Below are 18072 nucleotides of genomic sequence, written 5' to 3'. Positions count from 1 at the left end.
ATTGTAACGAATTCACGGCCTTTTTTCGGCCGACCCGGCCTGTCGGAGGGAATTAATTGCTTGAAAAACAGGCAGCCGGGGGCCATGTCACAGTGCAGGAGTAAGCCCGATCTCTACGCGGACCCGCTCAGCCCGGGCTCGCGCAACCCGTTAGAATAGTTCTTTGCCCAAGGCCCGGTGCCGCCCCACATGTCCGAACAACACCACACTGAAGCCGAAGACGCGCTCGACGAATCCAAATTCGTCACGTTCGAAGGCTCGCCGTTCCAGCTCTACCAGCCGTACCCGCCGGCCGGCGACCAGCCCACGGCGATCGACACGCTCGTCGAAGGCGTGGAAGACGGTCTGTCGTTCCAGACCCTGCTCGGCGTGACCGGCTCCGGCAAGACTTTCACGATGGCCAATACGATCGCCCGGCTGGGTCGTCCGGCGATCGTGTTCGCGCCGAACAAGACGCTCGCCGCGCAGCTTTATTCGGAGTTCCGCGAGTTCTTCCCGCGCAACGCGGTCGAGTATTTCGTTTCGTACTACGACTACTACCAGCCGGAAGCCTATGTGCCGCAACGCGACCTGTTCATCGAAAAGGACTCGTCGATCAACGAGCACATCGAACAGATGCGACTGTCGGCCACCAAGAGCCTGCTGGAGCGGCGCGACGTGGTGATCGTCGCGACGGTATCGGCGATCTACGGTATTGGTAACCCGTCCGAATACCACAAGATGATTCTGACGCTGCGCACCGGCGACAAGCTGGGCCAGCGCGACATCATCGCGCGGCTGATCGCGATGCAATACAACCGCAACGAAGCCGATTTCCAGCGCGGTTCGTTCCGCGTGCGCGGCGACACCATCGACATTTTCCCGGCCGAGCATGCCGAGATGGCGGTGCGCCTCGAACTGTTCGACGACGAAGTCGAAACGCTGCAACTGTTCGATCCGCTTACCGGACGCGTGCGGCAGAAGATTGCGCGTTTCACGGTGTATCCGTCGTCGCACTACGTGACGCCGCGCGATACGGTGATGCGCGCGGTCGAAACCATCAAGAGCGAGTTGCGCGAACGGCTCGAATTCTTCTATGGCGACGGCAAGCTGGTCGAAGCGCAGCGTCTCGAGCAGCGCACCCGCTTCGATCTGGAAATGCTGCAGGAGTTGGGCTTCTGCAAAGGCATCGAAAACTATTCGCGGCATTTTTCGGGTGCGGCGCCGGGCGAGCCTCCGCCTACGCTGGTCGACTACCTGCCGCCGGACGCGATCATGCTGCTCGACGAATCGCACGTGCTGATCGGTCAGTTGAACGGCATGTATAACGGCGACCGGGCGCGTAAGGAGAATCTCGTCGACTACGGTTTTCGTTTGCCGTCGGCGTTGGACAACCGCCCGCTCAAGTTCAACGAGTTCGAGCGCAAGATGCGTCAGGTGGTGTTCGTGTCGGCCACGCCGGCGGACTACGAACAGAAAACCGCCGGGCAGGTGGCCGAGCAACTGGTGCGACCCACCGGGCTGGTCGATCCGGAAATCGAGGTGCGGCCGGCGCGCAGCCAGGTCGACGACGTGCTGGGCGAGATCAACGAGCGCGTCAAGGTCGGCGACCGCGTGCTGGTCACCGTGCTGACCAAGCGCATGGCCGAGCAGTTGACCGAGTTTCTGGCCGATCACGGCGTCAAGGTGCGCTATCTGCATAGCGATATCGATACGGTGGAGCGGGTCGAAATCATCCGCGATCTGCGGCTCGGCACGTTCGACGTGCTGGTCGGGATCAACCTGCTGCGCGAAGGGCTGGATATTCCGGAAGTGTCGCTGGTCGCGATTCTCGACGCGGACAAGGAAGGTTTTCTGCGCGCCGAGCGCTCGCTGATCCAGACCATCGGCCGGGCGGCGCGCAACGTGAACGGCAAGGCGATTCTGTACGGCGACAAGATTACCGACTCGATGCGTCGCGCGATCGACGAAACCGAGCGGCGGCGCAGCAAGCAGACGGCCTTCAACGTCGCGAACGGCATCACGCCGCGCGGGGTGGTGAAGCGGATTCGCGACATTATCGACGGCGTGTACAACGTCGACGACGCGCGCGCCGAACTGAAGGAACAGCAAACGCGCGCGAAATTCGAGGACATGTCCGAGAAGCAGCTCGCCAAGGAACTCAAGCGCCTCGAAAAGCAGATGATGGAGCACGCCAAGAATCTGGAATTCGAGAAAGCCGCGCAGACCCGCGACCAATTGGCGCTGCTGCGCCAACGCGTATTCGGCGCGAACGTCGGCGACCACATCTCCGGCGTTTGATTCGTCTGATTCAAGTATCGCCAGTACGCAAGGCGCGGCAGTCTGCCGCGCCTTTTCTTTTGAGGTCGGACAAAGCATCGGCAAGCGCCCGACACTGGCCCGACGACTTCCCTACATAAGACCACCCGGCTGTCCAACAGCTACCCGACACGGGTCGGCACGGCATCTGTCGCTGCTTTCGAACGTTTCCTTAAGAAAGCCTTACGGCCCCGCTGCCATAAGGCTTTGCGCAGACTCCAATTTGTTCTCCCCAGCGATCGATGATAAACTCGTTCAATATTGAGAATGGTTCGCATTAACGTTTTGGTATGCGTCTTGCTTACGGATCGTAGGTATTTTGAAAGATAATGGCCGCGCCAGCCGAGACGTGCCTGAACGCACTGTTCCAATGGGTTTCATTCCAGTCTCACTGATAAAAACTAGGAGTTTCAATGCGGATTTCTTCATTTGTGCGCGGTGGCGCAGCAGCAGTGGCCGCCGTCGCGGCGCTCTCGGCAACGGCCGCGGAATATCCGATCGGCAAGCAGCAGATCCAGGGCGGCATCGAGATTGGCGCCGTGTACCTGCAGCCGATCACGATGGAACCCGAAGGCATGATGCGCAAGGCGTCGGATTCGGACGTGCATCTGGAAGCCGACATTCACGCGGTCAAAAACAATCCGACCGGTTTCGCCGAAGGCGACTGGATGCCGTATCTGCAAGTGCGTTACGAGCTGACGAAAGCCGGTTCGAATCAGACGCAGAAGGGCGACATGATGGCAATGGTCGCCAACGACGGTCCGCACTACGGCGATAACGTCAAGCTGCAAGGCCCGGGCAAATACCATCTGAAGTTGATCGTCGAGGCGCCGATGCAAACGGGCCATATGGCTTTCGGTCGCCACGTCGACAAGGAAACCGGCGTGGGCCCGTGGTTCAAGCCGATCACGCTCGACTACGACTTCACCTTCGCCGGCATCGGCAAGAAGGGCGGCTATTGATCGTCGCGGGTTAATGCCGCGCCTGAACGCGCATCGCGACGTGGTCGGACGTGACTGAGTGCAGCAGGCGGCGCGCTGGGAATCAAGCCCGGCGCGCCGCGTTTTTCCGGAAAGGCCAATGAGAATTCACCGAAAGATCGCGCTTCTCGCCACCGCCGCCTTGCTGGCGGGGGCGGCCCACGCAGCCGACTTGCCGACCTTCAAGCTGGAAATGAACGACGGCAAGCTGAACCCGGCTCGTATCGAAGTGCCGGCGGGGCAGCGTATCAAGATCGAAGTGCGCAACATCGGCAAAGGCGCGGCCGAATTCGAAAGCGTGCAATTGCGCAAAGAGAAAGTGTTGGCGCCGGGCGCCGATTCGTTCGTGGTGATCGCGCCGCTCGAGCCGGGCGAATACAAGTTTTTCGACGATTTCCACCAGCAGGCGCAGGGCGTGATCGTCGCGAAGTAGCGGCCTGAAGCACGAGCGCGCGCCGCGGGCGGCTGCGCGTTTCGTCAAAGCAGTCGAGGAGAATTAGATGGGTCAGATTCTATTCATCGTGTGGCGGGAAAGTGTCGAGGCGTTGCTGGTCGTCGGCATCCTGTATGCGTGGCTGAAAAATGGCGACGACGATGCGCGTCGCGGTTTGCCGTATCTGTGGGGCGGCGTGGTGGCGGGCTTGGTCGCGGCGGTGGCGCTCGGCGCCGCGCTAGTCGGCTTCACCGAAGTGCTGTCCGGCGACGCACAGGATTATTTCCAGACCGCCATGGTGCTGGTCGCCTGCGTGCTAATTGTGCAGATGGTGCTGTGGATGAAGCAGCACGGCCGCTCGCTCAAGCGCGACATGGAACAGTCGCTGCAAAAGAGTCAACGCGATTCCAACTGGTGGGGCGTCGCGTTGCTGGTGGCCCTGGCGATCGCGCGCGAGGGCAGCGAGACGGTGATCTTTCTGTACGGGCTGGGCTTCGGTCAATCGGGTCACGTGGACGGCAGTCAGATGCTCGCGGTCGTAATCGGCCTCGGTCTCGCGTTCCTGACTTTCTACGTGCTGCAACTGGGCGGCAGATTCTTCTCGTGGCGGCTGTTTTTCCGCGTCACCGAAATCATGCTGCTGTTCCTTGGTGCGGGCTTGTTTCAGACCGGCGTCGACAAGCTGATCGACAAGGAATTTCTGCCCACGCTCGTCGACCAGATGTGGAATTCGTCGGCGATTCTCGACGATTCGAGCACGCTCGGTTCGCTGGTCGCGACGCTTACCGGTTATCGCGCGCATCCGGCGTTGATGAATCTGCTCGCTTATGCCGTGTACTGGGCGGTCGTCTATCTGCTGGTGCGTCGTGCGAATCGCAAGCCGATGCAGCAAGCGGCGGGGCGCGCAGCATGAGTAGCGTGATGACCCGCCCGGGGCGCCTCGCCGCGGCCGGGCAGTGGATGCAGCGTCATGGTTCCGCGATCCGCGGCATCCAGTGGGTGGTGGTGGCGGTGTATGCGTTTCTGATTCTGGTGCCGGCGGTGATGCCGCTGCCGGACGACACCGCGCATCTGTGGAACAACCTGACGCTCGCCGCGCAGTTCGTGTTCTGGGGTATCTGGTGGCCGTTCGTGTTGCTGTCGATGGTGATGCTCGGGCGTGTCTGGTGCGGCGTGCTGTGTCCGGAAGGCGCGCTCGCCGAATTCGCCAGCAAGTACGGTCGCGGCTGGGCGATTCCACGCTGGATGCGCTGGGGCGGCTGGCCTTTCGTCGCGTTCGGTATCACCACGATCTACGGCCAGATGGTGAGCGTCTACCAGTATCCGAAAGCCGTGCTGCTGGTGCTGGGCGGCTCGACGTTCGCGGCGATGATCATCGGTTTGCTGTACGGGCGAGAAAAGCGCGTCTGGTGCAAGTACCTGTGCCCCGTGAACGGGGTTTTTTCGCTTCTGGCACGCCTCGCGCCGTTCCACTACAAAGTCGATGAAGACGCGTGGCGCCATTCGTACACGAATGGCGAGCATGGGCACCGCGTGATTCCGATCAACTGCGCGCCGCTCGTGCCGTTGCGCAACATGAAGGGCGCGGCGGACTGCCATATGTGCGGCCGTTGCAGCGGTCACCGCGACGCGATTGCATTGACGTGGCGCGCGCCGTCGACGGAAGTGGTGCAGCTCGGCGACAGGCAGGCGAACCCCTGGGACACCGCCTTGATCCTGTACGGTCTGCTCGGCATAGCGATCGGTGCGTTTCACTGGACCGCTTCGCGCTGGTTCGTCGATCTGAAGATGTTCTTCGCAACATGGCTGGTCGATCGCGATATCACCTGGCCGCTCGAGACCAATGCGCCGTGGTTCCTTTTCACGCATTACCCCGAGCAGAACGACGTGTTTTCGTGGCTCGACGGCACGATGGTGATCGGCTACATCGTCGCCACGGCGCTGGTGTACGGCACCGCGTTGCTGGTCTTGCTGATAGGCGCGACGAGCATGCTGGGGCGCTTTAGCACCGTGCGTCTGCATCATTTGACGCAAGGGCTGATTCCGATTGCCGGCGCGGGCGTGTTCCTCGGCTTGTCGGCTACGACACTGTCGCTGCTGCGTGCGGAACATGTGTCGGTGTGGTGGGCGTCGGATCTGCGTATCGCCATTCTGGCGATTGCCAACCTGTGGAGCGCGTGGCTCGCGTGGCTCGTGACGCGCCGCTATAGCGAGCGCTTCGTGCGGCGCGGTCTCGCCATGCTGTGGTTCGGCGCGGCGCTGGCGGTGGTCGACAGCGCATGGTGGCTGATGTTCTGGGGATGGGCTTCCAGATAGCGTCGACGGCATCGCGCGTCGACAAACAAAAAGCCGTGGGATGAACTTCATCTCCACGGCTTTTCCATTTTCTGCATATCCGGCACACGTACGTTCAGTGTTGCCGCATTGAGTGAGAACCAAAAAAAGCGGCCTGGCTTGCTGCGACGGCTGGCTTGGTGTCTGCACGAAGGGGTCTAGTTCTCACGTGCAAGCCGTCGTGGCTGGCTACTGCCTAACACCTCTCGAGGAGGTGGTCCCCACAATACCCGGTATGTACTGCTATGTTCGGTGTTACTTCGTCAGAATCAGCTTGCCTAAGCGCGTTGCTCGCAGCTGGTAGGTTTCGCCATTGTGCAGAATGCTGACGTGACTATTTCCCTGCAGCAAAGCGTCGCTGCGAACGACTCGATCCGGCGTTCCCGCTGAACCGTTGGCGCGATCCGCCGCCGGCTTTGCCGCCGTTGCCGTTGCCGTCGACGGTTTCGGACGGCTGGTCAGCGCGGCCGCCGGGCGGCGCAGGCTGAGTGTGGAAGGGCGCGTGAGATCGGTCATTCGTTTTAGCTGTTGGTCGATTCGATGGATTAATTCTAAATGATAACTATTCCCATTTACAAGAAAGAGAAACTCATCGGTTTTGAGTTTCGATAGCAAAAGGGACAGAGGTGGTTACTGCGGAGAGATGAGCGACCGCCGCGACGGGCCGTCTTGTGCGCATGCGGCGTAGCGCGGGCAGGGCGCCCGCGCGTGCTTCAGAGCTTCAATGCAAGGAACCCGGTTCCTGCTTCGCTTGCACGTACTGGCGGATCAACCGCACGGTATCGATATCGTTCTCGCGATACGCCGACTTGACGATCTCCTGCGTCTGATGCGCGTCGGGATCCGCCGACTCCGGCAGCGTCGTTGCGTATTCGAAGCGCAGGAACAGTTGCAACTCGTCCGGCTGCTCGATGGTCATGGTCAGCGAGCCGCCGACGTGGTCTGCGGTCGGCAGAATGTCGTAGCGCACGCTCTGGCCGTCCTGCAGCGTGACGCGGTCACGAACGGTTGCCTGACCGTAGTGCAACTCCCGCTCGATGACATTGCCGGCGCGCGACAGGATCGTGCAGCTGTCGAGGCCTATCACGAACAGTTGCGGCTGTTCGGCGCGCAGCACGAGACCTTCCCACAGTTGCGCGGGGGTCATCGAGTCGACAAACGGATTCAACGGGTCGTTGATCTGGATAAGGTGTTCGAAATTCAAAACGACGGCTTCCTATGAAAGCGTTGCAATACGTGCGGTCCACGCCGCGTCGGCGAAGCGCTCTTCGCCACTGCCTCGTTACGCGACGGCGAGGCCCGAACGGATCGTGATCGGATGCGTGAGGATCTTGTGAACTGGGCACGCATTGGCAATTTGCAAGAGCCGTTCCCGCTGCTCGTCGGACAGATCGCCTTCCAGCACGATCTTGCGGTCGATGGTCGTGCCCGCGTCGCCGCTTGTCAGCGAGAGCTCGACGCGCACGTCGGCGAGCGCCCACTCCTTGCGCTGGGCGTACATCTTCAGCGTGATCGACGTGCAGGCGCCGAGGCTCGACAGCAGCATCGCGATGGGCGTCGGACCGCGGTCCCCGCCGCCGGCTGACTCGGGTTCGTCGGCCAGCCAAGTATGCTTGCCGTCGTCCAACAGGACCTGGAAATTCGTCGAGCCGATGTGGGCGGTGACGGTGGACTCTGCCATGCGCGCTCCTGAACAGGGACGGAAATTGCCGCGCGCCGCGTCCCGTTATGGATAAACGGCGCGGCGCGCGGAATGAATCGCTATTGTGAACGAATTCGACAGGCTTCGTGACCGGGCTGAGCGGTTCTGGCGGGCGGCGCGAGTGAGGCAGCGTGAGGCCGCAACCGCAGTGCGAGCGACGGAGCAAACGCGGCAAGCCGGACCCGCCCAACCTACGTTGCCTTGCGAAACACTCAGTGCGTGATCGCGCCCATCCGCCCGGCCTGGTAGTCGACCACGGCCTGGCGGATCTCGTCTTCCGTGTTCATCACGAACGGGCCGTAGCGCACCACCGGCTCCTTCAGCGGCACGCCGCCGAGCAACAGCACTTCGAGCGGTTCGGCACCGGCCGTCAACGTGACGCAATCGCCATTGTTCTGAAACACCACCATTTTCCGCGCGTCGATTTGCTGGCGCGCGTCGCCTTCGCCATAAAAGCCCTTGCCCGACAGGCTATAAGCGAACACGCGATAGTCGGCCGGCACCGGCTGCCGGATCGTCGCGCCTGGCTGCAGCGAAAAATGCTGATAGAGAATCGGCGTGCGCGTTTCGATTGCAGCCTTCACGCCGAGCGCTTCGCCGGCGATCACCTTGACGCGCACCTGGCCGTCCGCGGACGTGCCCACCGGAATGCTCGACGACGGCATTTCCTGGTAGCGCGGCGCAATCATCTTGTCGCGGCGCGGCAGATTCACCCACAACTGCAGGCCATGCACACGTCCGCCGGTCCGTACGAACGACGGGTCGGGCATCTCGCTGTGCACGACGCCTGCGCCTGCGGTCATCCATTGCACGTCGCCGGCGTGCAGGGTGCCGGAATGGCCCGCCGAATCCTTGTGACCGAACTGGCCCTCGAGCACGTACGTGACCGTTTCGAAGCCGCGGTGCGGATGGTCGGGCGCGCCTTTGGCCTCGCCCGGCGCGTAGTCGATCGGCCCCATTTCGTCGAGCAGCAGGAACGGGTCGAAGTCCATCAACAGGCGGGTCGGAAACGGACGGTGGACGATAAAGCCACCGCCCTCGGTCGTGCGAACAGCGGGAAACGTGCGTTCGATCGTGCGGCTCGTGCTCATCAAAGTCACCTCAAAAAATGGGGAATAGCGTTATTTTTGAAACATGGAGCTATTATAGGGACCGTTTTCAGGGGTGCCAGCCACCGCTACGCAATGGATTGTTCTATTAATGGAACGATGAGATGAAGATCGATTCGCACAATCTGAATGACCTGATGTATTTTTCGCAGGTCGTCGAACATGGCGGTTTTTCCGCCGCCGAGCGCGTGCTGGGCATCTCCAAGTCGCGCCTGTCGCGCCGTCTGACGGAGCTGGAAGCGTCGCTGGGCGTGCGCCTGCTGCAGCGCTCCACCCGCAAGCTGGCGCTCACGGAAGCCGGGCAACTGTTCTATCAGCACTGTCAGGCGATGTTGAGCGAGGCGCAGGCGGCCGTCAACGTCGTGCAGCAGTTGCGCTCGTCGCCGCGTGGCACGGTGCGCGTCAGTGTGCCGGTTACGATCTCGCAGACCATCATGTCGCAGATCCTGCCGGAATTCATGCATCGCTACCCGGAAGTGCGCGTGCTGATGCGCGTGACCAATCGCGTGGTCGACCTGTTCGAGGATTCGATCGACGTCGCGTTGCGCGTGCGCTCCGATCCGCCGGAAAGCGCCAACATCGTGGTACGGCCGCTGTGGCGCACACAACAGATGCTGGTCGGCGCGCCGAGCCTGCTGCAACAGAATGCGCCGCCGCTGCTGCCGGCCGATCTGAGCCGTTTCGAAACACTCGACGTGCCGAGCGGCGACGGACGTCACGTGTTCAATCTGATCTCGCCCGACGGCACGCGTCACGCGCACGAACACGAGCCGCGTCTCGTCACCGCCGACCTCATGATGCTGCGCGAAGCAGCGCTTTCCGGCGTAGGTATCGCCGCGTTGCCCGAGATGATGTACGGCGCCGCGTTGCGCGCCGGACAACTGTCGCCGGTCATGCCGGGCTGGACGTTTCCGACGCCGCAGTTGTACGCGGTTTTCGTGTCGCGGCAGGGCATGGTGCCGGCCGTGCGGGCATTCGTCGATTATCTGGTCGAAATGCTCGATCCGGACGAGGGCAAGCACATTGCAGGCGAGTGCCCCGCGCGTGAGGCGAAGGCCGCGGCCCAGCCGATGCTGGCGGCGGTGTCGTAGCCGTGCTTGCAGGTCACGGCATCGCTTTTAGCATTTAAGCGCGGGCTGTCATGAGTACTTTCAATGACGGTTTGCTTGAATGCGCGCGCTGGCAGGCCTATATTGAAAGCCCTTCGCTAAGGAGTCTCTTATGCGAAAACTCATGGCCGCTATGATAGCCGGCCTGATAGGGCTGACCGCGCTGTCCGTGTCGATCACGGCTGTCGCATGCAGTGACACGACGAGCTATCAATCTTCGAATGATGGCAAGTAGTCCTGCCGCCCGAAGGCGCCGAGTGCGCACAAAAAAAGGCCTTCATCTGGCGATGAAGGCCTTTTACTTTTTGCCCCTGTTTTAAGGGCTTTTCTGTCGTTTTCGGCGGGCGAATTTCAAGCTGAACATCTACCCTCGACGCAGCGCAAAGGTTGCGCTACTTGCTCTTGGGTTGCGTCACGAAACCGATTTTGGTGAGGCCGCCGGCCTGCGCCGCCGACATCACTTCGGCCACCTTCTCGTACGGCACCTTGCGGTCCGCGTCCAGATGCAATTCCGGCTGCGGATCCGCCTGCGCGGCTTGCGCGATCTTCGTGCTCAGCGCCGCTTCGTCGACCTTCTGGTCGTTCCACAGCACGTTGCCGCCCGCGTCGATCGCGACCGTGACTTGCGCGGGTTTCGTGTCTTCCTTCTGACTGCTCGCGTGCGGCAGATCGATTTTGACCGCGTGACGAATCACCGGAATCGTCACCATGAAGACGATCAGGAGAACCAGCATGACGTCGACGAGCGGCGTCATGTTGATTTCGTTCATCAGGCCGTCGTCGTCGTCGCTGGCGAAAGGGCTCATTGCCATCGGAGTGCCTCGTCGATCAGTGGGTGCGAGTCGCGAGACGCAGGCCGTCGCCACGCTTCGACGACGACAAACGCGCGCCCGTCACGAAGAATGCGTGCAGACCGTGAGCGAAGCGGCTCAGCTTGGCGACGAGCGCCTTGTTCGCGCGCGTCAGTGCGTTGTAGCCGAGCACCGCAGGAATCGCGACGAACAGACCGAACGCGGTCATGATCAGCGCTTCGCCGACCGGGCCGGCAACCTGATCGATCGACGACTGACCGCTCGCGCCGATCGCCAGCAACGCGTGATAGATGCCCCACACCGTACCGAACAAGCCGACGAACGGCGCCGTGCTGCCGATCGACGCGAGAATCGCCAGGCCGCTCTGCATACGCGCGACGCTTTCATCCATGGTGTCTTTCAAGCAGCGCGTGACCCAGTCCGACACGTCCATGCGGTCATGCAGATGCGGCTGCGTCTGATGATGGTGATCGGCCGCTTCCTGGCCCGACAACGCAAGCGCGAGGAACGGGTTGTCCTGCGGCGTCGACGACTCCGCGCCGAGCTTCTTCACGCCGTCGGCGAGATCGTCCGAATGCCAGAACGCCTGCTCGGCGTTCTTCGTGAGACGCTTCAGGCGAATCACATTCCAGGCCTTGATGACGATCACGCTCCACGACATCACCGACATGATCATCAGCGCGAGCGCGATACCGCGCGTCACGAAATCCCCTTGCGCCCACACGTGCGCCAATCCGTAGTTTTGCATTGCAATTCCTTGTTTTTAAATTCTGCCTCAATCGTTCAGATTGAAGTCGTAAGGCTGGGTGTGCGCCGCGCGAACCGGCTGACCATTCTCGAGATAGGGCTTGCACGTGCTCGAGCGAATGGCGTCGACCGCAGCGTCGTCGAGACGGCTGAAGCCGCTGCTTTTCTTCAGTTCGATGTTCTCGATTTTTCCGCTCAGACCGACCACGAAATTGACGTAGACGGTACCGGTTTCGCCGCGTCGCTTCGACAACGCCGGGTAATCGGGACGGACGATGTTGCAATCGAGATGCGAGACGTTCTTCGGCGCGGCGATCTCCATCGTCTGACGGGCGATCGCGGGTGCGGCGGCGGCCGGCGGCGCGGCCGGTGCAGCAGGCGCGGGCGGCGTCGGATCCGGCGCCGCAATCGCTGTCGGCGACGGCGCGGCTGCTTGCGGCAACGGCGTGGGCGTCGGCTTGGGCGTTGGAGTCGGTTTGACCTTGGGCTTGGTATGAACCGGCGGCGTTGGCTTGGGCGGCGGCGGCGCGATCGATTGCAGCGCGACCGGCGCGGCCGGTGGCGCCGGCGGCAGCAACTGCGCCGTCATCACGTGCGATTCGAGTACCGGCTGGACCGGCTCGTGACGTAATGTCAGGATCACGGCAAGCAATGCGACGTGAATCGCCGCAACCGCGGCTATCGCGGTCAGGGCGCGTGAATTCATTCGGGCGGATGGCGCCGGCGTGACGCCGGCTGAAACGGTATGCGAGGCCTGCATGTTAGCGTGGCGGCGCGCTGTCGAAACAGCGCGTCAGACAAGACATCGTCATGTTCGGAAGATCAGCAGCGAAATGAACAAAGTAGTCACGAAACCAATCAGCAATTCCATCTCAAACTCCTTTTCAACGGATGAGCGGGGGCTAGCTGGCTGGTACGGATACTGGCTTGCTGACGGCAGTGGGATAAAGCGTGAAGCGAGCGGAGCGGGCGCGATGTGGGCGCGGCCGGAGCCGCGCGTGAAACGCGGCCTCAGGCGGCCTTGCGCTCGTAAAACGTCAACGGGACAGCCTGCGGATGGTGCTCGAAGCCACAACGGCTGGCACACACGCCGCTTTGCATCATGACGTCGCGCACCGACTCGGCGCACTTGCCACAGCAGGACGCGACGCCCAGCTCGAACTGAAGCTCGTCGAACGAGTCCATGCCGTCTTCGATCGAGGCACGGATCTTTCGGTCAGAAACAGACTTGCAGACACAGACAATCATGGCAGGGCGTCATAGCTAACGTTAATGCGAATTATTATCATTTTGTTTGGGGCGTTTGGCAAGCGTCCTGCATGATTTTTTGTAACAAAACCAGACTCTTAGAAGGGTTTCGTCTATAGGACGGAATCCGGCGCGCGGGGCCCATGGAGCCCAAAAAACGCGTAATCAGGCGAAAAACTGCCGCAAAAGTAGGCAAAAAGTCCCTCGGCGGCGCGGAAGGCGCCGTGTGGGAGCCGTTTTATGCGGCTTGGGAGTTCGGCGCGGCAGTGCGGCGCGAAGGGATCAGCACCCGTTCGACATGGGCGTCGAGGTGCAACAGCGTGGCGGCGAGCTGCTTCTGATGCGCGCCGTCGTCGGTGGAATAAAAGCGGGGCAGAGCGGGGGCGTTGGTGTCGGCCGGCGTGGCGCGCAGACCGTGCTGGTCGAGTACGCGCTTGAGTTGGCGTGCAATGGCGACGCTCGTGTCGATCAGCGTCAGCCGGTCGCCGACGAGGTCGCGAATCGTTGCATCGAAAAACGGGTAGTGGGTGCAGCCGAGCACCAGCGTGTCGGCGCCGGCCTCGAGCATGGGTTCCAGATAGCTGCGCAGCAGCGCGCGCAACTCCGCCGAGTCGACGTCGCAGCGTTCCACCGCCTGCACGAGTCCGTGGCCAGGCTGGCAGAGAAAGCGGCAATCCGAGGCGTAGCGATCGAGCAGCGCCTGAAAACGCGCGCTGCGCAACGTGACTTGTGTGGCGAGCACGCCGGCCACGCGGGTTTTCGACTGCAGCGCGGCGGGCTTGATACCGGGTTCGACACCGACTAGCGGAATGGACAGCTTTTCGCGAACCAGCGCGATGGATTGCGCGGTCGCCGTATTGCACGCGACCACCAGCGCCTTCGCCCCTTGCTTGACCAGCCATTCGCCGATGGCGAGCGTGCGGTCGGCGATGAAGTCGTCGTCGCGTTCGCCATAAGGGGCGTACAGCGAGTCGGCCACATACAGGAGCGCCTCGTCGGGCAGTTGCGCCCGCACCGCCCGCAACACCGACAGCCCGCCCAGACCCGAATCGAAAATGCCGACCGGCGCGCCCGACGTAGCCGCAGCCGCAGCGGCGGTAACAGGTCGAACATTCGTGGACGGCAATTCTGTAGGCATAAACGGAGAGGACGCGCGCGGCACAGCAGTCAACAAAAACTCAGCAAAACAGGGCGGTGCGCAAGTATATCGCCCGCGCGGCGCAGGTCATGAAGAACGCTGCAGGCAAAGCGCATTCTCATGAGCCGGCGCGCGGCGTGTTCCAGCTCGTTTCGCTCAGGAGCCGATCGGGCCCATGGCGGTTTGCTGATAGTTCTGAATACCGACCTTGCCGATCAGATCGATCTGCGTTTCGAGCCAGTCGATGTGCTCTTCCGTATCGTCGAGAATCTTCGTGAAGATTTCGCGCGAGATGAAATCGCGAACCGATTCGCAATACACGATCGCTTCTTTGCAGGTGCTCTGCGAGATCTGTTCGAGCTTCAGATCGCACTCGAGAATTTCCTTGGTTTCCTCGCCGATCAGCAGCTTGTGCAGGTCTTGCAGGTTGGGCAGACCGTCGAGCATGAAAATGCGTTCGATCAACCAGTCGGCATGCTTCATCTCGCCGATCGACTCGTCGTATTCATGCTTGCCGAGTTTTTCGAGGCCCCAGTGTTTGTACATGCGCGCATGCAGGAAGTACTGGTTGATCGCGGTCAGTTCGTTCTTCAACTGCGAGTTGAGATATTCGATGACCTTTTTGTCGCCTTGCATGAGATGTCCTTGTAGGGGATTTGAATTTCCCAGAACAATAAACGGCGAAGCGCAAAAAGCCAAGGCAAAAATGCAGTTTTATGCTTGATTTTGAAGGTTTTTTGCGTGATGAGTACCGTTCTCATTTCATGCAAAAAAGAAGCCGGGGTATGAGACCCCGGCTTGAGATTTGTCGGTTGAAGAACTCAACCTGTCTCAATACAAGTTCAAACCGTTGCGACCGGAATCTTGCCGATCTTCGCTTGCCATTCCTTCGGGCCGGTCTGGTGCACGGAGGTGCCGTTGGAATCGACGGCGACGGTCACCGGCATGTCCTGCACGTCGAACTCGTAGATCGCTTCCATGCCGAGGTCTTCGAAGGCCAGCACCTTCGCGCTGCGAATCGCTTTCGACACGAGGTAAGCCGCGCCGCCCACGGCCATCAGATACGCGGCCTTGTGCTTCTTGATCGCCTCGATCGCCACCGGGCCACGCTCCGCTTTGCCGATCATCGAAATCAGGCCGGTTTGCGACAGCATGGTTTCGGTGAACTTGTCCATGCGCGTGGCGGTGGTCGGGCCTGCGGGTCCGACGGCTTCGTCGCGTACCGGGTCGACCGGGCCGACGTAGTAAATCACGCGGTTCGTGAAGTCGACCGGCAGCTTCTCGCCCTTCGCCAGCATGTCGGCAATGCGCTTGTGCGCGGCGTCGCGGCCCGTCAACATCTTGCCCGACAGCAGCAGCGTCTGGCCCGGCGTCCACGCGGCGACCTGCTCCGGCGTGAGCGTGTCCAGATCGACGCGCTGGCTCTTCTCCGTGTCCGGTTCCCACTGCACTTTCGGCCATGCGTCGAGCGACGGCGCTTCGAGCTTGGCCACGCCCGAACCGTCGAGCGTGAAGTGCGCGTGACGGGTCGCCGCGCAGTTCGGGATGATCGCGATCGGCTTGCTCGCGGCATGCGTGGGCGCGGCCATGATCTTCACGTCGAGCACGGTGGCGAGACCGCCGAGACCCTGCGCGCCGATGCCGAGCGCATTGACCTTCTCGTGCAGTTCCACGCGCAGTTCTTCGATCCAGTCCTGCGGACCGCGGGCGATCACGTCCTGAATATCGATCGGGTCCATCAGCGATTCTTTCGCCATCACCATGGCTTTTTCAGCCGTGCCGCCGATGCCGATGCCGAGCATGCCCGGCGGGCACCAGCCCGCGCCCATGGTCGGCACGGTCTTGAGAATCCAGTCGACGATCGAATCCGACGGATTCAGCATCGCGAACTTCGATTTGTTTTCCGAGCCGCCACCCTTGGCCGCAACTTGCACGTCGACGGTATTGCCCGGCACGATCTCGTAGTGGATCACGGCCGGCGTGTTGTCTTTCGTGTTCTTGCGGCCGCCTTCGGGCGGGCTCACGATCGACGCGCGCAGCACGTTGTCCGGGTTCAGATAACCGCGGCGCACGCCTTCGTTGATCATGTCGGTGACACCCATGGTCGCCGAACCGGACTCGCTCGCCCAGCGCACGTCCATGCCGACCTTCACGAACACCGTGACGATGCCGGTGTCCTGGCAGATCGGGCGCTTGCCTTCGGCGCACATGCGGCTGTTGGTGAGAATCTGCGCAATCGCATCTTTCGCGGCCGGGCTCTGTTCGAGTTCGTACGCGCGGCCCAGGGCCTGGATGTAATCGAGCGGGTGGTAATAGCTGATGTACTGAAGCGAATCAGCAATGCTCTGAATCAGATCTTCCTGTTTGATGACGGTCATGGCTAGCTCAGTGGGGACAATGGGCGCTTATAGTCAGACTCGCAGGGCAGTGCGGGTCAGTCGTGCGCCTTCAGGGGAGTGGAACCGTTGGAACCCAGCGCCTGCAAACCGGCGGGTTCCTGAAAATGTTTTGGGTGCGTGCTGGTGGTGAGGCGGTCGACCGCCGCCATGACCAGCGCGGACACGAGGAAGGCGACATGGATGATCACCTGCCACATGATGGTGTGCGTGGAATTCTGGTCGGGGCTGATAAAGGTCTTCAGCAGATGAATCGACGAGATGCTGATCAGCGCCATCGACAATTTGACTTTCAGCACGCCGGCGTTCACGTGATCGAGCCATTCAGGCTCGTCCGGATGACCCTCCACGCCGAGTCGCGACACGAAGGTTTCATACCCGCCAATGATCACCATGATCAGCAGGTTCGAGATCATCACCACGTCGATCAGACCGAGCACGACCAGCATGATGTTGGTTTCGTCGAGCGTCATGGACGCCGTGACGAGATGCCAGACTTCCTTGAGGAACAGTACGACGTAGACGCCCTGGGCCACGATCAGGCCCAGGTAGAGCGGCACCTGCAGCCAGCGGCTCATGAAGATGATGGCGGGCAGCGGGCGCATGGGGCGACGCGTGCGGGCTGAATCGGGGCGCGGAGCGGACATAGGCGGAGTCGGATGAAACGCAGGTGACGGAATACGGCCTCGATGCGCCGGGCCGGCGAGCCGGGCACACGGAGCGACCACACAAACGAGGCGAAGACATAAACGCAACAAAGACACAAACAAGGCGGGCGCGGAGAACGGCCAACGGCTGGCCGGAAAAGTCCGCGACGGGCGCGCTATTGTATCAAGACGCCACAGGCGACGTCCGTGCGGGCTTCAGACTCGCGAGCGCGATCCCCGTGAGGACGCAGGCGAGCGCGATCCCGTGCGCAAGCGTCGGCCGTTCGCCGAGAAACGCGATGCCATAGATCGCCGCGGCCACCGGCAGCACGGCGCTAAACACGCCCGCCAGGCTGCCCGGCACGTGGCGGATGCCCTTCATCCATAGCCAGAACGAAAAGATGCTGGCCGACAGCCCGTACCACAGCACCAGCGTCAACACGCTCGCCGGCACCGCGCGATAGTCGAACCCGACGAGCGCGCCGGCGCCGAGCGGCAGCATCAGCAACAGGCCGAACAGATGGGTGTACGCGCAGATGTCGAGCGGCGCGAGGGTCTGCGTGAGACGGCGCGACAGAATGATGTAGAGCGATTCGCAGCACACCGCGCCCAGGATCATCAGGTTGCCGCTCAACGAGGTCTCGCCACCCGCGTTCCGCTCGACGTGCGCCAGATTGATCACGATCACGCCGGCGATCGCCAGCGCGATCGACGTAAGCGCGCGGCCGTTCGGGCGTTCCTTGAGAATCAGCCACGACAGCAGCGCCACGACCGCCGGAATCGTGCTGGTAATCACACCGGCGGCGACCGCGCTGGTGCGCTGCACGCCGCCGAGCATCAACAGCGTGAAGCCGAAAGTACCGAACAGCGCCTGCAGAAACAGGTTGAACCACTCACCGCGTTTGACCTGCCGCAGTTTGGCCACCCGCAGCAACGGCCACAACACCGCCATCGCGATCACGAAGCGCAGCAGCGCGAACAACGGCACGGGAACGAATTCGACGATCGATTTACCGATGCCGACATTGGTGCCGACCAGCAGCATCGAGGTAATGAGAAAGAGGGCGTAGCGGTTCAAGTCGGGAAATCCGGATCAGTGCACGGCGCGCCGCAGTTTAC

Annotated in this window: 19 protein-coding genes; 6 read left to right on the top strand and 13 right to left on the bottom strand. The window is 61.8% G+C overall.

Going from position 1 to position 18072, the window contains the following annotated elements; genetic code table 11:
* Window positions 1-189 precede the first annotated feature (189 nt).
* The 5 genes from uvrB (at window position 190) to BX591_RS28940 (ending at window position 6027) form a co-directional block, all read left to right on the top strand.
* Entirely contained in the window at window positions 190-2280 is a 2091-nt protein-coding gene (gene uvrB / locus BX591_RS28960) for an excinuclease ABC subunit UvrB (protein ID WP_111934747.1), read from the top strand.
* Window positions 2281-2711: 431 nt separating this feature from the next.
* A complete protein-coding gene (locus BX591_RS28955) occupies window positions 2712-3260 on the top strand; it encodes an iron transporter (protein ID WP_111934746.1) in 549 nt (182 codons plus the stop codon).
* Between the two features lie 118 nt (window positions 3261-3378).
* Window positions 3379-3711 carry a cupredoxin domain-containing protein gene (locus BX591_RS28950; protein ID WP_111934745.1) on the top strand — a complete coding sequence of 111 codons (333 nt, stop codon included), beginning with the start codon at window positions 3379-3381 and terminating at the stop codon, window positions 3709-3711.
* A 67-nt stretch (window positions 3712-3778) separates the two neighbouring features.
* Window positions 3779-4624 (top strand): FTR1 family iron permease, encoded by an 846-nt coding sequence (locus BX591_RS28945; RefSeq protein WP_111934744.1) that lies wholly within the window; start codon window positions 3779-3781, stop codon window positions 4622-4624.
* The gene (locus BX591_RS28940; RefSeq protein ID WP_111934743.1) at window positions 4621-6027 is read left to right on the top strand and encodes a 4Fe-4S binding protein; all 1407 of its coding nucleotides are present in this window, start codon (window positions 4621-4623) and stop codon (window positions 6025-6027) included. The genes BX591_RS28945 and BX591_RS28940 overlap by 4 nt, the downstream gene beginning before the upstream one ends.
* A 273-nt stretch (window positions 6028-6300) precedes the next feature.
* Here BX591_RS28940 and hemP read toward each other — a convergent pair whose 3' ends face one another.
* From hemP to BX591_RS28920, 4 genes are all read right to left on the bottom strand, one after another.
* The gene (gene hemP, locus BX591_RS28935; RefSeq protein WP_111934742.1) at window positions 6301-6561 is read right to left on the bottom strand and encodes a hemin uptake protein HemP; all 261 of its coding nucleotides are present in this window, start codon (window positions 6559-6561) and stop codon (window positions 6301-6303) included.
* A 205-nt stretch (window positions 6562-6766) separates the two neighbouring features.
* Window positions 6767-7249, bottom strand: a complete 483-nt coding sequence (locus BX591_RS28930; RefSeq protein WP_111934741.1) for an SRPBCC family protein — start codon at window positions 7247-7249, stop codon at window positions 6767-6769.
* Window positions 7250-7327: 78 nt separating this feature from the next.
* Window positions 7328-7726, bottom strand: coding sequence for an OsmC family protein (locus BX591_RS28925; RefSeq protein ID WP_111934740.1), 399 nt, complete (start codon window positions 7724-7726; stop codon window positions 7328-7330).
* A gap of 233 nt (window positions 7727-7959) precedes the next feature.
* A complete protein-coding gene (locus tag BX591_RS28920; protein ID WP_111934739.1) occupies window positions 7960-8838 on the bottom strand; it encodes a pirin family protein in 879 nt (292 codons plus the stop codon).
* A gap of 122 nt (window positions 8839-8960) precedes the next feature.
* Between BX591_RS28920 and BX591_RS28915 the strand changes: the two genes are divergently transcribed.
* The gene (locus BX591_RS28915) at window positions 8961-9947 is read left to right on the top strand and encodes a LysR family transcriptional regulator (RefSeq protein ID WP_111934738.1); all 987 of its coding nucleotides are present in this window, start codon (window positions 8961-8963) and stop codon (window positions 9945-9947) included.
* Between the two features lie 410 nt (window positions 9948-10357).
* Here BX591_RS28915 and BX591_RS28910 read toward each other — a convergent pair whose 3' ends face one another.
* The 9 genes from BX591_RS28910 to BX591_RS28870 all read right to left on the bottom strand — a co-directional run bounded on the left by BX591_RS28910 (window position 10358) and on the right by BX591_RS28870 (window position 18031).
* Complete coding sequence (locus BX591_RS28910) at window positions 10358-10777, bottom strand: ExbD/TolR family protein (protein WP_111934737.1); 420 nt, start codon at window positions 10775-10777, stop codon at window positions 10358-10360.
* Between the two features lie 16 nt (window positions 10778-10793).
* A complete protein-coding gene (locus BX591_RS28905; RefSeq protein WP_111934736.1) occupies window positions 10794-11525 on the bottom strand; it encodes a MotA/TolQ/ExbB proton channel family protein in 732 nt (243 codons plus the stop codon).
* Between the two features lie 27 nt (window positions 11526-11552).
* Entirely contained in the window at window positions 11553-12284 is a 732-nt protein-coding gene (locus tag BX591_RS28900) for an energy transducer TonB (RefSeq protein WP_111934735.1), read from the bottom strand.
* A gap of 251 nt (window positions 12285-12535) precedes the next feature.
* Entirely contained in the window at window positions 12536-12772 is a 237-nt protein-coding gene (locus tag BX591_RS28895; RefSeq protein WP_035551619.1) for a (2Fe-2S)-binding protein, read from the bottom strand.
* A gap of 238 nt (window positions 12773-13010) precedes the next feature.
* The gene (gene murI / locus BX591_RS28890) at window positions 13011-13910 is read right to left on the bottom strand and encodes a glutamate racemase (RefSeq protein WP_111934734.1); all 900 of its coding nucleotides are present in this window, start codon (window positions 13908-13910) and stop codon (window positions 13011-13013) included.
* A 156-nt stretch (window positions 13911-14066) separates the two neighbouring features.
* The gene (gene bfr, locus BX591_RS28885) at window positions 14067-14546 is read right to left on the bottom strand and encodes a bacterioferritin (RefSeq protein ID WP_111934733.1); all 480 of its coding nucleotides are present in this window, start codon (window positions 14544-14546) and stop codon (window positions 14067-14069) included.
* Between the two features lie 206 nt (window positions 14547-14752).
* Window positions 14753-16288: a fumarate hydratase gene (locus tag BX591_RS28880; protein WP_111934732.1), complete on the bottom strand. Its 1536-nt coding sequence runs from the start codon at window positions 16286-16288 to the stop codon at window positions 14753-14755.
* A 56-nt stretch (window positions 16289-16344) separates the two neighbouring features.
* Entirely contained in the window at window positions 16345-16911 is a 567-nt protein-coding gene (locus BX591_RS28875; protein ID WP_244147154.1) for a TIGR00645 family protein, read from the bottom strand.
* 226 nt (window positions 16912-17137) lie between these two features.
* Entirely contained in the window at window positions 17138-18031 is an 894-nt protein-coding gene (locus tag BX591_RS28870) for a DMT family transporter (protein WP_111934730.1), read from the bottom strand.
* Between the last annotated feature and the right edge of the window lie 41 nt (window positions 18032-18072).

Source organism: Paraburkholderia bryophila, from assembly GCF_003269035.1.
GTDB lineage: Bacteria > Pseudomonadota > Gammaproteobacteria > Burkholderiales > Burkholderiaceae > Paraburkholderia > Paraburkholderia bryophila.
The sequence above is the reverse complement of the archived record's forward strand: the minus strand, read 5'-3'. Positions and strand labels throughout refer to the sequence as shown.

Coding starts and splice junctions, on each gene's coding strand:
- bfr (WP_111934733.1), bottom strand. CDS start 14,546: ATGCAAGGCGACAAAAAGGTCATCGAATATCTCAACTCGCAGTTGAAG.
- BX591_RS28955 (WP_111934746.1), top strand. CDS start 2,712: ATGCGGATTTCTTCATTTGTGCGCGGTGGCGCAGCAGCAGTGGCCGCC.
- murI (WP_111934734.1), bottom strand. CDS start 13,910: ATGCCTACAGAATTGCCGTCCACGAATGTTCGACCTGTTACCGCCGCT.
- BX591_RS28880 (WP_111934732.1), bottom strand. CDS start 16,288: ATGACCGTCATCAAACAGGAAGATCTGATTCAGAGCATTGCTGATTCG.
- BX591_RS28900 (WP_111934735.1), bottom strand. CDS start 12,284: ATGCAGGCCTCGCATACCGTTTCAGCCGGCGTCACGCCGGCGCCATCC.
- BX591_RS28905 (WP_111934736.1), bottom strand. CDS start 11,525: ATGCAAAACTACGGATTGGCGCACGTGTGGGCGCAAGGGGATTTCGTG.
- uvrB (WP_111934747.1), top strand. CDS start 190: ATGTCCGAACAACACCACACTGAAGCCGAAGACGCGCTCGACGAATCC.
- BX591_RS28895 (WP_035551619.1), bottom strand. CDS start 12,772: ATGATTGTCTGTGTCTGCAAGTCTGTTTCTGACCGAAAGATCCGTGCC.
- BX591_RS28945 (WP_111934744.1), top strand. CDS start 3,779: ATGGGTCAGATTCTATTCATCGTGTGGCGGGAAAGTGTCGAGGCGTTG.
- BX591_RS28910 (WP_111934737.1), bottom strand. CDS start 10,777: ATGGCAATGAGCCCTTTCGCCAGCGACGACGACGACGGCCTGATGAAC.
- BX591_RS28925 (WP_111934740.1), bottom strand. CDS start 7,726: ATGGCAGAGTCCACCGTCACCGCCCACATCGGCTCGACGAATTTCCAG.
- BX591_RS28875 (WP_244147154.1), bottom strand. CDS start 16,911: ATGCGCCCGCTGCCCGCCATCATCTTCATGAGCCGCTGGCTGCAGGTG.
- BX591_RS28915 (WP_111934738.1), top strand. CDS start 8,961: ATGAAGATCGATTCGCACAATCTGAATGACCTGATGTATTTTTCGCAG.
- BX591_RS28940 (WP_111934743.1), top strand. CDS start 4,621: ATGAGTAGCGTGATGACCCGCCCGGGGCGCCTCGCCGCGGCCGGGCAG.
- BX591_RS28920 (WP_111934739.1), bottom strand. CDS start 8,838: ATGAGCACGAGCCGCACGATCGAACGCACGTTTCCCGCTGTTCGCACG.
- hemP (WP_111934742.1), bottom strand. CDS start 6,561: ATGACCGATCTCACGCGCCCTTCCACACTCAGCCTGCGCCGCCCGGCG.
- BX591_RS28950 (WP_111934745.1), top strand. CDS start 3,379: ATGAGAATTCACCGAAAGATCGCGCTTCTCGCCACCGCCGCCTTGCTG.